At 45.9% G+C, this 14,987-nt stretch carries 12 protein-coding genes; 5 read left to right on the top strand and 7 right to left on the bottom strand.

Annotated features, from left to right (window positions below; all coding sequences use genetic code 11):
• The first annotated feature begins 159 nt into the window (after nt 1–159).
• Nucleotides 160–2,337: a putative baseplate assembly protein gene (locus PN466_RS25370; RefSeq protein WP_271945421.1), complete on the top strand. Its 2,178-nt coding sequence runs from the start codon at nt 160–162 to the stop codon at nt 2,335–2,337.
• 77 nt (nt 2,338–2,414) lie between these two features.
• Here the strand turns inward: PN466_RS25370 and PN466_RS25365 are convergent, their stop codons facing one another.
• The 3 genes from PN466_RS25365 to PN466_RS25355 form a co-directional block, all read right to left on the bottom strand.
• Entirely contained in the window at nt 2,415–3,641 is a 1,227-nt protein-coding gene (locus PN466_RS25365; protein ID WP_271945420.1) for an HhoA/HhoB/HtrA family serine endopeptidase, read from the bottom strand.
• Nucleotides 3,642–3,914: 273 nt separating this feature from the next.
• Nucleotides 3,915–4,820, bottom strand: coding sequence for a M48 family metallopeptidase (locus PN466_RS25360; RefSeq protein ID WP_278003218.1), 906 nt, complete (start codon nt 4,818–4,820; stop codon nt 3,915–3,917).
• Nucleotides 4,821–5,099: 279 nt separating this feature from the next.
• Nucleotides 5,100–5,330: a hypothetical protein gene (locus tag PN466_RS25355; protein ID WP_271945418.1), complete on the bottom strand. Its 231-nt coding sequence runs from the start codon at nt 5,328–5,330 to the stop codon at nt 5,100–5,102.
• 416 nt (nt 5,331–5,746) lie between these two features.
• On the opposite strand from PN466_RS25355, the gene PN466_RS25350 reads away from it, so the two are divergent.
• Entirely contained in the window at nt 5,747–6,697 is a 951-nt protein-coding gene (locus PN466_RS25350; protein WP_271945416.1) for an o-succinylbenzoate synthase, read from the top strand.
• Between the two features lie 77 nt (nt 6,698–6,774).
• Here PN466_RS25350 and PN466_RS25345 read toward each other — a convergent pair whose 3' ends face one another.
• On the bottom strand, nt 6,775–7,941 hold the full coding sequence (locus PN466_RS25345) for a cysteine desulfurase family protein (RefSeq protein WP_271945414.1): 1,167 nt from the start codon (nt 7,939–7,941) through the stop codon (nt 6,775–6,777).
• A 205-nt stretch (nt 7,942–8,146) separates the two neighbouring features.
• On the opposite strand from PN466_RS25345, the gene PN466_RS25340 reads away from it, so the two are divergent.
• Complete coding sequence (locus PN466_RS25340; RefSeq protein WP_271945412.1) at nt 8,147–9,574, top strand: efflux RND transporter periplasmic adaptor subunit; 1,428 nt, start codon at nt 8,147–8,149, stop codon at nt 9,572–9,574.
• A gap of 10 nt (nt 9,575–9,584) precedes the next feature.
• On the opposite strand, the gene PN466_RS25335 is transcribed toward PN466_RS25340, so the two are convergent.
• Nucleotides 9,585–10,193, bottom strand: a complete 609-nt coding sequence (locus PN466_RS25335; protein WP_271945411.1) for a DUF3611 family protein — start codon at nt 10,191–10,193, stop codon at nt 9,585–9,587.
• Between the two features lie 144 nt (nt 10,194–10,337).
• Here PN466_RS25335 and PN466_RS25330 point away from each other — a divergent pair, with 144 nt between their 5' ends.
• Entirely contained in the window at nt 10,338–11,342 is a 1,005-nt protein-coding gene (locus tag PN466_RS25330) for an adenylate/guanylate cyclase domain-containing protein (protein ID WP_271945409.1), read from the top strand.
• 96 nt (nt 11,343–11,438) lie between these two features.
• Nucleotides 11,439–11,858 carry a photosystem II complex extrinsic protein PsbU gene (psbU, locus tag PN466_RS25325; protein WP_271945407.1) on the top strand — a complete coding sequence of 140 codons (420 nt, stop codon included), beginning with the start codon at nt 11,439–11,441 and terminating at the stop codon, nt 11,856–11,858.
• 483 nt (nt 11,859–12,341) lie between these two features.
• Here psbU and PN466_RS25320 read toward each other — a convergent pair whose 3' ends face one another.
• Together PN466_RS25320 and PN466_RS25315 are read right to left on the bottom strand one after the other, a co-directional pair.
• On the bottom strand, nt 12,342–12,548 hold the full coding sequence (locus PN466_RS25320) for a hypothetical protein (RefSeq protein WP_271945405.1): 207 nt from the start codon (nt 12,546–12,548) through the stop codon (nt 12,342–12,344).
• Between the two features lie 267 nt (nt 12,549–12,815).
• A complete protein-coding gene (locus PN466_RS25315) occupies nt 12,816–14,987 on the bottom strand; it encodes a CHASE2 domain-containing protein (RefSeq protein ID WP_271945403.1) in 2,172 nt (723 codons plus the stop codon).

Raw genomic sequence — 14,987 nt, 5'->3', positions numbered from 1 at the left:
GTAGACTAAGTGAGGGGTATGACTATTCCCATAGGGTTACCTTAATTTGGGATCTGCCTTTTGAATCCGCTAATAATAAAGCGATCAATCGGTAGATTTACACCATTAACGGTCTTCGCTTCTTTCTTTTGTTTAAATTCTTGCAGACAGGAATTGATTATGGTTTTTGATTTCTTACCCAAATTACCGAAGGCGAATTTAGATGACCGAGAATATCAAGATTTGATCGAAGAATGTCTGTTGAGAATTCCACGCTATTGTCCAGAATGGACGAATCATAATCCGAGCGATCCAGGCATTACCATGATTGAAATGTTTGCCTGGTTAACCCATCAAATGCTGCTGCGGTTTAACCAACTGCCTCGGCGCAATTATATTTTATTCTTAGAATTGCTCGGTATTCGCTTAGAACCGCCGAATCCAGCGACAACAGAAGTAACGTTTTATTTGGTGTCGGATTTGCCAGAGTCTTATACGATACCGGCGGGGATTGAGGTGGCAACGGAGCGCCAACCGGGACTCGACCCTATTGTATTTAGTACCGATCGCCCCCTAACAATCGGTAATCCTCAGATTAACCATTTTCTGGGAGCCGAGCAAATCGAGGAAACGCCGCAAATTTTACGCGATCGCTTTACCCATCTCTGGAATCTGACCCCCACAGGGGAATGGTCTGGCCCCGAATTGCCACTTTTCAACGCTCAACCCCAAGCAGGGAATTGTTTCTATCTGGTCTTCGATCCCCAAGAATCCTTGGATGGCAATGTAATTATTCTCACGTTAAAAGGACAAGAGGCGACTCCCACAGGCATTGACCCCACTGACCCCCCGCGACGCTGGGAAGCCTGGAATGGTCAGTATTGGCAGCCAGTGCTACTTGAAGAATCGGATGATGAAACCCAAGGCTTTAGCTTCGCGGACATTGCCCAACGAGGAGGAAATCCCTTACAGGGAGTCGATATTACGTTACATCTACCCTTGAATTTTCCAGTAGCCCAATTTACCGCCTATCAAGGGCGATGGTTGCGCTGTGTTTATGCGACACCACGCCTGAGTCAACCAAGCTACACGCGATCGCCACAAATCATCGGTATTGGAGTCAAAGCCATTGGCGGAACCACGGAAGCTACCCAATGCGAACTGATCGAAAATGACCTCCTGGGTAACAGCAATGGAGAACCGGGGCAACGATTCCAACTGCGGCGATCGCCCATTCTCGACCGTCAAGAAGACGAATATCTGATCGTCACGCCTCCAGGGGCAACCCCTCAACGATGGCAAGAAGTGACTGACTTTTCTAATTCTAGTCCAAGCGATCTGCATTATCTGATTGATTCCCTTACCGGTACGCTCCAGTTTGGCCCCCTGATCCGGGAACCCGCCGAACTCAAGCAGGCTAAGGACATCCGCGCTATTCTGCAACAGGGACAGGATCGCCCCCCGCTCCAACCCCCCAGCATGGAACACCAATATGGAGCCATACCCCCCAGAGGGGCAACCGTGCAAATGAGCCGCTATCGCACTGGAGGGGGGTTGCGAGGCAATGTAGAAGATCGCAGTCTGAATACGCTGAAATCTGCGGTTCCCTATGTCGCCAATGTGGTCAATCTGATTCCAGCTCGCAATGGGACGGAAGCAGAAACCATTGAACAAGCAGCCATGCGCGTGCCTCAAATGTTGCGAACGCGCGATCGCGCAGTGACTCCAGAAGACTTTGAATCTTTGACGATTTTAGGAGGAGATGGGGCGATCGCCCGCACCACTTGTTTACCCACCAACCCCAAAAAACCAGGAACCGTCCAACTCTTGGTGGTTCCCGACTGCAACCGACAGGCGATCGCACAAGGAGTCGGCATCCCTCCCGAACAGTTTCGCCTCAGTCCTCCCTTGCATCGCAAACTCATGGCCTACCTAGATGAACGGCGCTTATTGGGCGTGCAGGTAGAACTTTTAGAACCCGAATATGTGGGACTTTCCGTGCAAACCGAGGTCTCCCTAGACCCCAGCTATCGCACCCCAGAAGCTCAAACAGAACTCCTGCACACTCTCAATGTAACCCTCTATCGCTTCTTTAATCCCCTAACCGGCGGTCCAGGAGGTAACGGTTGGCCCCTCGGTCAACCCGCCTATATGTCCGATGCGATCGCCTTATTGCAACAAGTCCCAGGCATTCGACGTTTAGGAGCGGTGCAACTGTTTGAATTGCGCCTATCTATTGCTGGCCAATGGATTAGAAGTCAACCGGTTCACCTCGTTGATCCGGGCCCCACAGGCCTGATTTGCTCCTGGGCCGATCCGAATCTGCGATCGAATCACATGATTAATATCATTGAATGATGGGGAAAATACATAGTAAGGGAGGGTAGAGGACGTTCGACAACTCTATGCCCTACCCGCTACTATAGCACTGCACGCTATTGAGCTGGAAAGACTCCTGGACGGACAGTTAAAGGTAAAGACTGATCTCCACGACGGATTAACACGTTCAAAGAACTACCCACTTGGGTATTTTGTACCGCTTGTTGAATATCTGTGGCTTCCCTCATCGGTTTACCATCGATTTCGGTAATCACATCTCCAGCACGGATACCGGCTTGAGCGGCTGGAGATTCGGGCATGACTTGCACAATTAAAACCCCCTGCTCTGCGGAGATCTTAAAGCCACTATTCGGATTTTGATTAATTTCTTTTTGCAGATCTGGCGTTAGGGTGACCATTTGAATGCCGAGGTAGGGATGGTCTACTTGACCTTTGGTGACCAGTTGATCGGCAATGCTTTGGGCTGTATTGATGGGAATGGAAAAGCCTAAGCCTTGGGCCCCTTGAATAATGGCGGTATTAATACCGATAACTTCCCCATTTTGGTTGAGTAGGGGGCCACCAGAATTACCGGGGTTAATGGCTGCATCGGTTTGAATAAAGCTCACTCGTTTATCGGGAATCCCCACTTGGGCGCTAGAGCGACCGGTGGCACTAATAATACCTACGGTAACTGTATTGTCTAAACCGAGGGGGTTGCCAATGGCGATCGCCCATTCACCGGGCTGTAAGGTATCCGAATCCCCCAATTTTACCGTGGGCAGATTTTCTCCTGCAATTTTGACAACTGCTACATCAGTGACTGGATCTGTGCCTAAAACTTTTCCTTCTAAGGTGCGCCCATCTTTGAGCGTCACATCCACTGTATCTGTGCCCTCAATCACATGGGCATTGGTTAAAATCATACCTTCTTGATTAATAATAAATCCTGAACCTGACCCTCGAACTTCTCGTTCTTGGGGCATGGGGGTAGCACCACCAAAGAAGCGCCGGAAAAAGGGATCGTTGAAGACATCCGGGACTTGTTGCGTGACAATCCGGGACGCATCAATGCGAACAACCGCAGGGCCAACATTTTGTACAACCTGACTGACAAAACTATCATTACTGGTGGGTACTAATGGAGCCGTTGTGCTTGAAGGAAGGGCTGAGACAGTTGTAGAGGTTTGTTGAGTTGAAGTAGATAAATTTGGCGATCGCGATAAAACCTGAGTCCCAACTAAAGTGAGCGTACTGCCAAAGAGCATTAGGGTAATGTAAATAAGGGGTTGTTTCCAGGGGGCTGGAGTTGCAGGTTTATCGGATGGATAGGGATTGGTCATGGGGCACACTCTGGCGATATCAGGTTAAGTCAATGCTGACCGTTTAGCTTTATATTATTAGATTAACGATTTGGTCGGTTGATTGGCTGTTTCGGTTAACCGCACTGTAGGGCTTTGCGCTGGTAATGGGTAATCGGTAATGGGAGGACAGAGAGACGCTCCGGATGCGTAAATTATAGTCATTTTAAATCGCAATGAGACTCCGGTTGTAGGGGCGAAAAATTTTTCGCCCCTACAGATACCTGCGTTGTGGATTGATTGTGGTGTATTAACCTATAGGGGCCAAAATCCGTCATCGGATTGATCGGATGAATTCCGATCGCCGCTTCCGCCATTCAACGCAGCAATTTGACGTTGATAATCATTCGGATCGAGTCCATTACCCATGGTGGCAAACTCTGGATCGATCGCCTGTTCTAAAGCTTTAACCCGATCTCTCCCATGGGGATGGGTGCTGAGAAAAGTGGGTCTAGAGGGCGATCGGGCTAATTTTTTCATGAAGTCTACCATGCCAATTTGGGCATAGCCTGCCGCTGTGATCATATTCAGTCCTAGTTGATCTGCTTCATATTCGGCTTCCCTAGAATGGGGTAAACGCAGGGCAATTTCTACTCCTAAGCCCACGATCTGGCTTTGATCGACTCCCGCAGCAGTGGCTAACCCATTGGTTAGAGCGACGCGACGCATTTGGTTAATGGCATGACGTTCGGTGATATGGGCAATTTCATGGCCGATGACGCTCGCTAATTCGGCTTCGTTTTCAGCTTCTTTCATCAGTCCGGTGTGGATATAAACAAAGCCGCCCAAGGTAGCAAAGGCATTAACGGAATCATCATCAACAATTTGGAATGTATACTGATAATTCGATGTGGGTGGACGGTAACTTTCTTTCGCCAGACGTTGCCCAATACGATCAATGTAATCCGTTAATTCAGGATCGTCATAGATTCGGACTTCTTGGCTAATGAGTTGCTGGTTAATTTGTTTGCCTAAGGCTATTTCCTGGCGATCGCCTAAACTGGCCAGTTGCACATATTGAATCACATCTGGAAGAATATCCCAAATCGAAAACCCTTGGCTCACTTGGGGACTCCCCACCCAAAGTCCCAGGGCAACCCACAGGGAAATCACGGGATAAATCCATCGCCGAAGCTTCAATTTTTTTATAAGACTTAACATAGCCATCATTCACCGTCATGCAGATGTCCTTAGACGCACCCACCTCTTCAAAGGTTGCTTGAAGCTCTAGAGTTCGATCCTGAGGAAAGTTTTCTATCTACACTTTAATGTAATGTACAGTCTAGTTTTAGGGAATCAGGACTCTCAAGGGTTGTCTTACATCAAGACGAAATAGGGGTAATTCATTGCCCCTATTATCGTGAATTGATTGTTCTGGTATTGCATAAAAGGGTGTCTAATTGAGGTTGAGCCACAGAAGGTTAGTCGAGAATGGCTAGATCAATCGTCCCCTTCTAAAGCCTCTTCTACTGGAGACACCATATTTACAGCTAAGAACAGGAGTCCCAAACTAGCTACTCCTAAGAGCAATACAAAAATTAAACTTTTAACCCATTGAACTAACCCGCGATCGACAGACGCTATTTTTTGTAACGAATTCGGCTCAACTTGTAGTTCTGGCATCTCCGCAGAAACGGCAGGGGGAGCGGTGGAATAAGATAATTCTCTCATGGCAGTTTTACTCAAGATTAGGGGAATAAAAATAAGCAATGATTCGTTTTATTCCTGACCAACTGATGTGGTTATCTTTTTTATCCTATGATATCACCTTCAGGAATCGTTTTCCATCTGGTTTTGTACTAATTGATGACTGATATGGATTAGGATGAGTTGAAAGTCTTGCTGGGTAACTGGAATAGACAATATAGCGCTTCGCACTCTAGCAATAGTCTGTATCGATTAAGGTCTAAGGCTTCAAGCTGAACTCCATAAGAAGAGAGAAATGCTATAGAAGGCAAATAGAGCAGCAAGTCAAGAGTTTCAGTCTCTAATTTACATCAGACATAATTGGATAACAATTGGCTTTAAATTAAGTTAGAATTACAGGAAAAAACAACTTATATCTATAGTAACAAGTTTATTGACAGATGGGGATCAATTTTAAGAATTCTCAAAATAACGATCAATATCGGTTAAGTATCCAAGCTTATTGCCGTCCATTTAAACAGCCCTTGCATACCCATCATGGAGTGTGGCGCGATCGCCAAGGGATTTGGATTCAGTTGTGCCCGATCGACGAAGAAGAATCGAACGATCGCGGTTGGGGAGAGATTGCCCCCTTACCTGGGTTTGGTTCAGAAAGTGTTACAGAAGCTTTACAATTTTGTCAGTCGTTTGGTGGTCAAATTACCGATGAACAGATTCGTTCTATTCCCGATCGTTTCCCTGCATGTCAATTTGGTTTTGAGTCAGCCTTAATCGACCTACACAATTGGGAAGCGCCGCCTAATTTAACTCAGGTTTGTGGCTTATTACCGACGGGAAAAGCCGCCCTCGACCTCCAATTGCCAATTTGGAATCAAGGCTATCAAACATTGAAATGGAAAATAGCTGTAGCAGAGATTTCCCAAGAATTGAACGATTTTCAAGACCTCTTATCGATGCTTCCAGATGGGATAAAAGTGCGCTTGGATGCCAATGGGGGACTAACGGAAACTCAGGCCCATCAATGGTTGCAAGCGTGTGCAGATCGGCCGGTGGAATTTTTGGAACAACCTCTAGGGATATCTGAGTTTGAGGCTATGTTAGCCCTCTCTCAGGAGTATCCAACCCCTTTAGCTTTAGATGAATCGATCGCCACCTGGCAACAGTTCCTAAACTGTTATCACGCAGGATGGCCAGGAGTTATGGTTGTTAAACCCGCAATTTTAGGCTTTCCCTCCCGGTTGATCGAGTTTTGCCAAGCCGATCGAGTGGATATGGTTCTCTCTTCTGTCTTTGAAACGGCGATCGCCCGTAAAATGCTCCTCAGATTAGCGGCTACTCTTAACCTACAGCGTGCCCTTGGATTGGGAACAGATTGCTGGTTCGAGGACTGAGGGATGGAGCGATAGGGAGACAAGGGGACGCGGGGAGATTGCCTATTGCCTATTGCCTATTAGCCTCTTCCCTTCCCTCAAATTCTCACCAAACGTGGAGACTCTGAGCGCAACCGTTGCAAAATCTGCTTTAACACCATCACTGTCCAATCTATATCCGCTTCAGTGGTTTGTTTACCCAACGTGAAGCGAATGCCGCCGATCGCCTCCCGATCGGAATATCCCATCGCTTTTAAAATTGGACTTGGAGAAAGTTTCCCACTATGACAAGCCGAACCTGCACTAATCCCAATTCCCGCTAAATTCAGTTGCCTTACTAAGGTTTTGCCTGTAATTTCCCGAGTATCTTGCCAACATAAGCTTACGTGATGGGGTAGGCGATGCCAGCGATCGCCCGTAGGGATTAAGCCCTCAATATCCACCAATTGCTCAAACAGACGATCGCGCAACCGCCTTAACCGCAACATTTCCTCTGGTAACTCTTCACTGGCTAATTCCGCAGCTACCCCAAAACCAGCGATCGCCACTGTAGCCTCTGTTCCCGAACGTAATCCCCGCTCCTGTCCACCTCCACCGATTAAGGGATACAACTGAATTCCCGGTCGCACATACAACGCTCCTGTTCCTTGAGGGCCATAAATCTTATGACTCGACAACGACAACAAATCCACCGGCAAACTGGCCACATCTAAGGGTAATCGTCCTGCCACCTGTACCGCATCTGTGTGAAAAACAATGCCATGGGCTTGTGCAATTTTTCCCAACTCCTCAATCGGTTGTAAGGTTCCCACCTCACTTTGACCATAGATAACTGAAATTAACACCGTATCCTTACTAATAGCCGCTTCTAAATCCGCTGGATTAACCCTACCCTGGCGATTCACCGGTAAACGAGTCACTCTCCATCCCCGTTGCTCTAAAAATTGGGCCGGTTGGGCAACAGCCGAATGCTCCACACGAGAAATAATTAAATGTTGCGGTTGAGTATATTGTCCAGCAATCCCCATCAGGGCTAAATTATCAGACTCTGTGCCACCAGACGTAAAAATAATCGACTCGCTAGAACTGGCTCCAATTAAACTAGCCACCTGCATTCTGGCTAATTCTAATACCGTCGCTGCCCGTTGTCCCCAATTATGTAAACTGGACGGATTGCCCCATTGATGGAGCAAAATCTCCTGCATGGCAGCGATCGCCTCTGGGCGTGTTGGGGTGGTAGCACTATAATCCAGATAAATTTGCATAAGTGGGTTCAGTAGCGTCGGGATCTCCTCTCTTCAGCTTAGTATGGTTTGACCGCTGTGTGTCAATTGGCATCTTCGGCTAGAGATTGGATAGACTAAGCGAGGTGATTGCCATACGGGACTTTGATTACCTGAGTCCGAAAATTTAGGCGACAGGGAGCAGGATCGCCAATTCATCTACCTATGCTTAACAATGATGGAAATTTTGGCTAAACAACAACATAAACAGGGAATTCGGTGGTTGATGGGATCGGGGGCGATCGCCGCAATTTCTGTTTTCAGTCTTCTGGCTTATACCTCAATGCTTCAACGTACCCCTTCACCCGTGAAAGTCACGACGACAGCCATTGAATCTGGTTCACTAGAGCAGACGATTAATGAAAGTGGAATCGTCGAATTGGGCGATGAACAAACGATCAAAGCCCCTGATGATAGTACAGTCGAGCAAGTGTTAGTCACTGTGGGTGAATTGGTACAGGCTGGAGAGGAAATCATTCGGTTACGCAATCCAGAACGAGAAACTCGTCTGCAAGCACAACTGACTCAAATCGAAGAAACGATGGTTCAGTTGGCACACGATCAACAGAAGGTGCAAGCAGCCGAACAGACGTTAGAAACGGCCCAAAGACAATTTCAGATTCACACGTTGGAATTGGAAGAAAAACAGTTAAGGTTAGAGCGTCACCAACAGCAGGTGCAGGAAAAACAAGCCGATTTAGCCGATAGTCAAGAAGAGTTAGAAAATTTACTGGAATTAGAGGAGAAGGGATTTATTTCTGGAGATCAATTGCGAAGCCAACGCCGAAAGGTCAGAGATGCTGAAATTGCTGTGCGCGAGGCCCAATTAACAGTAGAAACAGAAACCCTCATCTTAGAACGGCAGAAATTAGAACAATCTAATCAACAGCAGACGGCGATCGCAAGTTCCACTTCTGAACTGCAAAATGCCCAACTTGCTGTCAACCGAATCCAACTGCAACTGCAACGACAAGAGTTAGAGTTACGCAAAATTCAACAAGAACTGCAAGATACCCTGATTACTACTCCCATTAATGGCATAGTTTTACGGGTGAATGTCAATAATGGTGAGGGAGTGACACGGGGACATGAGCTATTAACCCTTGGAGACCCCACCCAGGAATATGTACGGCTGAGTTTATCTACCCTGAATGCGGCCAAAGTACGCTTGAATCAACCGGCTCGGATTACCATTATTGGCCCAGATTCTCCAATTTATGACGGTCAAGTCGTGGCGTTATCTCCCCAAGCGATCTCTGTCTCCGACTCTCAAGGCTCGCCAGGTGGACTGGCTACTGTCTCAGCCGTCGTTCAACTCAATCAATCCACAGGAACTTTGATTCCGGGAAGCCAGGTGAATGTGGAAATTATCCTCGATCAACGCCAAGATGTAGTGGTGGTTGGTTTAGAGGCGCTACAAAGGTCAGGCAAAATGACATTTGTTTGGGTCAAAGATGAGCAGGGTTTCGCCCAAAAACGAGAAGTGACCCTAGGTTTAGAAGGCTTAGACACCGTGGAAGTGCTATCCGGCTTAACACCAGGGGATGACGTGATTCTACCCACTCCCGATCTGAATTTGGAACCTGGAACCCCTTTGGAGACCCAATCGAGTTAGGATGGGTGACTTAAGATTCTCCAGGGGAGGTATGTTGGATGACTCGATAGAGAAGCCAGAGGGTGACGATTACACCAACGAGTTCAGCGGCGATCGTATTCATCATCGCTTGTAGGGCAATCATATTCATAGGCACAATGATAGACCCAGGATTAACAACCGCAGCTCCTGGCATGGGCGTATAAATGGTTGAGGCTCCAGGAGGCAAGGATAACATCCGGAATAATAAGGTTCCGACTCGCCAGAGAGCCACAATCATCGCGCAGGTCATGCCACACAGATTGGCTAGAATCCCAATCCATAGACTACGACGGATTTGAGCCTTAGAGGGGCGCAATTCTGGATTTTTGAGTTGATCGGACAATTGAGTGTAATGAAAACACCAATAAATCGTAAAAATTAAGGTTAATAAACATCCATAGGCTAGAATTGTACCTAGCCAAGCATTACCCGCTTGTGCAGAGTTCGGTCTATTGTCAAATAACAAGACAAACAGCAAAATAACAATGGGTATGATTCCTAAACCCAGTTGTACCCAAAAACCAATCCATCCCAATCGATAAAATTCGCTGGCAATTTGGTGGACATTAGGTTTAGAAGGAGGTAGCGGATCAAACATAAATTTAGGAAAGCAGAGACTATGATCGATAGTGTACAAGGAACAGGAAACTAAGGAGAATTAGATCTTTACTTCTTTAACTTCTAGAGAATTCGTTTATCTTAAAAACTATGTCAGGATGCATCTAGGGACATCATAACTGCAATGAGGCCGTCCACAGTGAGCGTAAATACTCCTCCTTATCTTGTCCTTAAAACCCCTTCATCAATTCGCCATCTTTCATTAGCGGGCAATCAGTGTTGGACAATTGGACGCACTCAAGACAATACCGTCGTGTTGTCTGATCCATGGATCTCGCGTAATCATGCCATGATCCAACATACAGACACGGGAACGGTCTATTTAATTGATCTTGGAAGTCGCAATGGGACGTTTGTCAATGGTCGTCGGGTGAATGTGCCAGTTACCCTACAAGATGGGGATCATTTGATGTTTGGCCAGACTGAGGCCCACTTTCACGATCCCTTGGCGGTTCCAGACCCAACCTTAGATTTGGAAGATGTAGAAGAGAATTCTCATGTGACGGCGGCTTTACATGTGCGTCGGTTGATTTCGGTGATGGTGGTTGATATTCGCAATTTTACCGGTTTGACTCAGCAGATGGATGATGTCACTTTATCAACGATGATGGGCAATTGGTTTCGTAATGTTGGCAAGATTCTCCGCAAGTATGATAGCTGGGTGGATAAGTATATTGGGGATGCAGTGATGGCGGTTTGGTTCCATGGTACGGAGGGAGTTAACCAAATGGAGGTGATGAAAATGCTCTATGCTCTCAATCAACTGCATCAGATGACCCAGAAGTTGGCCAAAGAGTATCCTTTACCATCACCCATGCGTATTGGAGCTGGAGTGAATACAGGATATGCCATGGTGGGCAATACGGGAAGTGGCGATCGCCCTGATTATACCGCTTTAGGAGATACAGTTAATGCGGCTTTTCGACTCGAATCTTGTACGAAGCAAATTCAGAAAGATATTGCCCTAGGTAAAACAACTTATCAATATCTGTTTAGTGTGGGAACGAATCCAACTCTATTTGAAAAACATATGGTGCAACTGAAAGGGTATGAACATCCTGCTGTTACCTATGGCTGCTCGTTTTCTCAATTGCAGGCATTTTTGCTTAAATCCCCTAAATTTCACTGATGCATGGCATCAATGGGCCAAATCAGTCCCATAATAGGTAATGATGGCTGTGTCATGGTTTAGTAATAACTGATTAACAAAGGAGGAATGATGCCCATGAAACGATTGCTGTGCCTATTCTCTGCTTTCGTGATTTTGCTTGCCACTCTGATGAGCGTTAATACAGCACCTGCTACGGCTGGGGCTTGGACAGTTTCGAGTGTACAGCCTATCTTGGCCGAGGCTAATGTGCGCAATAAGGCCGATGATAAATTGGCGGAAATAGGCGATCTCATTGATTTGAATAACTCTAGTGTCCGATCTTTTCTAGATCTCAAAGGATTTTATCCAGTCTTAGCAACCAAAATTGTGAACAATGGCCCTTATGGGAATGTGGAAGAGATTCTGAACATTCCTGGATTGAGCGATCGCCAAAAAGCTAGACTTGAAGCCAATTTGGATAAGTTCACCGTTACTGAACCCACAGAAGCGTTTGTCTATGGACAAAATAATGTGAATAACGGTAACTATGACTAAGCACAATTGCTGAAACTAAGGGGTTGGGATCATTGTATAGATGACTCCTCAACCTATCCTATCCTCTGATTCAGGGTCAGGATCAATTTTTAAAGTTTTTTCTCCCCCAGTCTCTTTCTCCATAGATTCACAAGAGGCTGGGATTTTTCTCTCTTTTGCCCTGGTTACACAATTGAGAACGTGCTATACTGAAAACAATTGATAAGTTATTGAACTCAATAAAGATCAAAAACGCGTACAATTGTGAAATATCTGTTACCTACGCTACTGAATTCCGGAAACTACCTGAACTATACTAGGATGCTGCCGATTCTAAGTCCTACTCGGTCAAATTCCGTTGCGACGAACCCGGTTAGGTGTCCTCAGTTCCCTGGCCAAGCAAGAATACTAGGGTCGGAATATCCTTACTTTCCTAGCTAGAAGGTTCTGGTTACTGGTATCTATCAATTAATCACCAAAATTGCTCCTTGTAGAGTATAAGCGTTAGCGCCCTCCAGTGTCTCCTGTACTTTCAGGAGAACCATTGTCAGGAGGTTCGTACCCTTTGAGCAGTTGAATCGCATCTTGATGGGGGGGATCAACCCGATCAACAGAGGAATTGGCCCAACTTGGTTGTGAACAACTGGCGATCGCTAATGCTCCCGCTAGGAGGAGAGCTGTGTATTTGTCAAGGCTTAACGGTGTCCTCATACCCATAACCCTAGTTAATGCGAGACCTACTTTCCATTATACTGGCAATTTCACTGGCAGTTTTACCGAATTTAACAAATATTGTCAATTGGTCAATCCTGAAGATTCCGTAGATATACGGTTTCACCTTCAGAAGGCTTACGATAGCTCTAAGTGCCACACCTCAAAATCAAGTCTGAGGATTTACGTAACCTTATTCTTTTATTCTGACCAGTTCGCTCAAACCCGGAAATCCTAAAGCTCTAATTGTAAAGATTTGATACAACTTTAGGGATTGCTCTGATGGGAAGACGCAAGAAAATACTGATTTTTACCCTGGATCTTGGCTTGGTACATCGCTTGATCGGCAGATTTGATCAACACCTCAAGACTCTTGCCATCTTGAGGATATACACTAATACCCAAACTTAAAGTGATTTTGAGATCCGCTCCTTTGAGAGTTAGGGGTTGAGTCACGGCCAAAATAATCTTTTCCGCAACCCGAATAGCTACAGATCGACTGGGAATTTGGGGTAGTAAGACTGTAAACTCATCTCCTCCGAGTCGAGCGACTGTATCACTTCCACGCAAACAACTTTTCAGGCGTTTAGCCACTTCCTTAATCACCAAATCCCCCATATCATGGCCAAAGGTATCATTAATATTCTTAAAGCCATCTAAATCGAGGAAGAAGGTCGCTAGCATTTTTTCATTGGCCTGAGCATAAACGAGCGCTTCTTGCAGTCTCTCTTCAAACAACTTACGATTGGCTAAACCGGTCAGTACGTCATGATTAGCAATATAGCGCATCTGGTCTTCTGAGAGCTTCAATTCATCATTGTGGCGTTTGAGATCTTCGGCTAATCGCTCTAATTCCGCTTCCCGTTCTTTTTGTTGAGTAATATCGCGGATCACACCCACTAAGAATAAATTACCCCCTGCATCCCGATGAAGCGATCGCTTGGTTTCAATCACTCGGTGAATTCCCCCGGCATCGGTAAATTCTTCTTCTTGTTGGGTGCTTTCCTGAGTTACAAACAGGCTCTCATCTTGTTTCCAGAATTGTTCTGCTTCTTCAGGAGCAAACAAATCATAATCCGATTTATCCATTAACACTTGCAAGGGATAGCCCACTAATTGTGCATAGGCTTGGTTTAAGACAATCCAACGATGGTTTTGATCTTTGACAAAAATGGGATCGGGAATCGTATTAATAATTCCCTGGAGAAATTCTGTAGAGCGCTTAAGTTCTCCTTCCTGATGGGCAAAATGAATCAAAATCATCAAGGATGAGCTAACAAAGCCGAACAGAGGCGGAATGAGGGGAAACCACCAGCGAGCCAGAAACAGAACATAGCTGATCAGACAGAGGATTCCTAGGGTGACTCCTGAACTGAATGTTAATTGTGAAGGTCTTCTCAATTTCCAGGCGAGAATAGAGCCTAATCCTGACCAAGCAAAAATCCACAGGCCTTCAATAGGATCGGGTAAGGTTCGGATTGTAGTCTGTTCTCCAGTCGCCAAATCTAAAATAAAGCTAATTAAATTGGCTTGAGCTTCAACACCAGGAACCGGATCGGGGTTGCTGTAGGGAATGGGAACAAAATCTTTGAGGCTAATCGCAGTTAAACCAATTAAAACCAGGCGATCGCGAAATAACTGTGGATCAACTTCTCCATTTAAAACCTCAGAAATAGAAACAGTTGTAAAAGTATCACGTGGACCACGAAAATCTGCTAAAAAAGGGTATCCACTCGCGTCTGCATTGACATAGGCTCCATCATAAGACTTCAAAGGATAGAAGACAGCTTCGCCTAATTGTAAGTATTTGGGGTTGACTGATGCAGCTTTTTCTTCTATACCAAGTTTATCTAAGTATTTTAAGGCAAGTTGAAGGGCAAAACTTTTGTGAACCGTTTCTGTATGCACATAGAGTAATCCTCGACGCACCTTACCATCAATATCTAAGAGAACATTATTAAATCCCACTTGGGTTGTGGGGTTCAACACTGGAGGAGCAGGAATATTGGGTGCTTTTTTATCAGCTACCCGTTCAATACCAACCAGGTTAGGCAACTGTTGCATCACCTGTGTAAGGTCTTCATGGCCGGGATTGACCGGTAAATCCCGATATAAATCTAATCCAATGGCTTGAGGCTGGCTTTGAGTAATCGTTTCTAGGAGAGTAGCCAAAGTAGAATCGGGGACTGGCCATCCTAGGTTTTGTAGGTCTGGTTCATCAATGCCAATAATAATGATTCGGTCATCTTTTGGTAAGGCAGGACGCAGACGAATGAAGGCATCAAAGGCCAGTAATTCGATCATCTGGAATAGACCGAAAAAGCGTAGAGTCAGGAGAACGAGAGTGATGCCAGAAGCGGTAAAAATGACTCGATGTTGATTGAAAAAGCGCCGGATGAGCCGATTCCAAAAAGCGGGTATGAAAATTGGATATGACAC

The sequence above is a fragment of the Roseofilum reptotaenium CS-1145 genome (assembly GCF_028330985.1).
GTDB classification, from domain to species: Bacteria; Cyanobacteriota; Cyanobacteriia; order Cyanobacteriales; family Desertifilaceae; genus Roseofilum; species Roseofilum reptotaenium.
The sequence above is the reverse complement of the archived record's forward strand: the minus strand, read 5'-3'. Positions and strand labels throughout refer to the sequence as shown.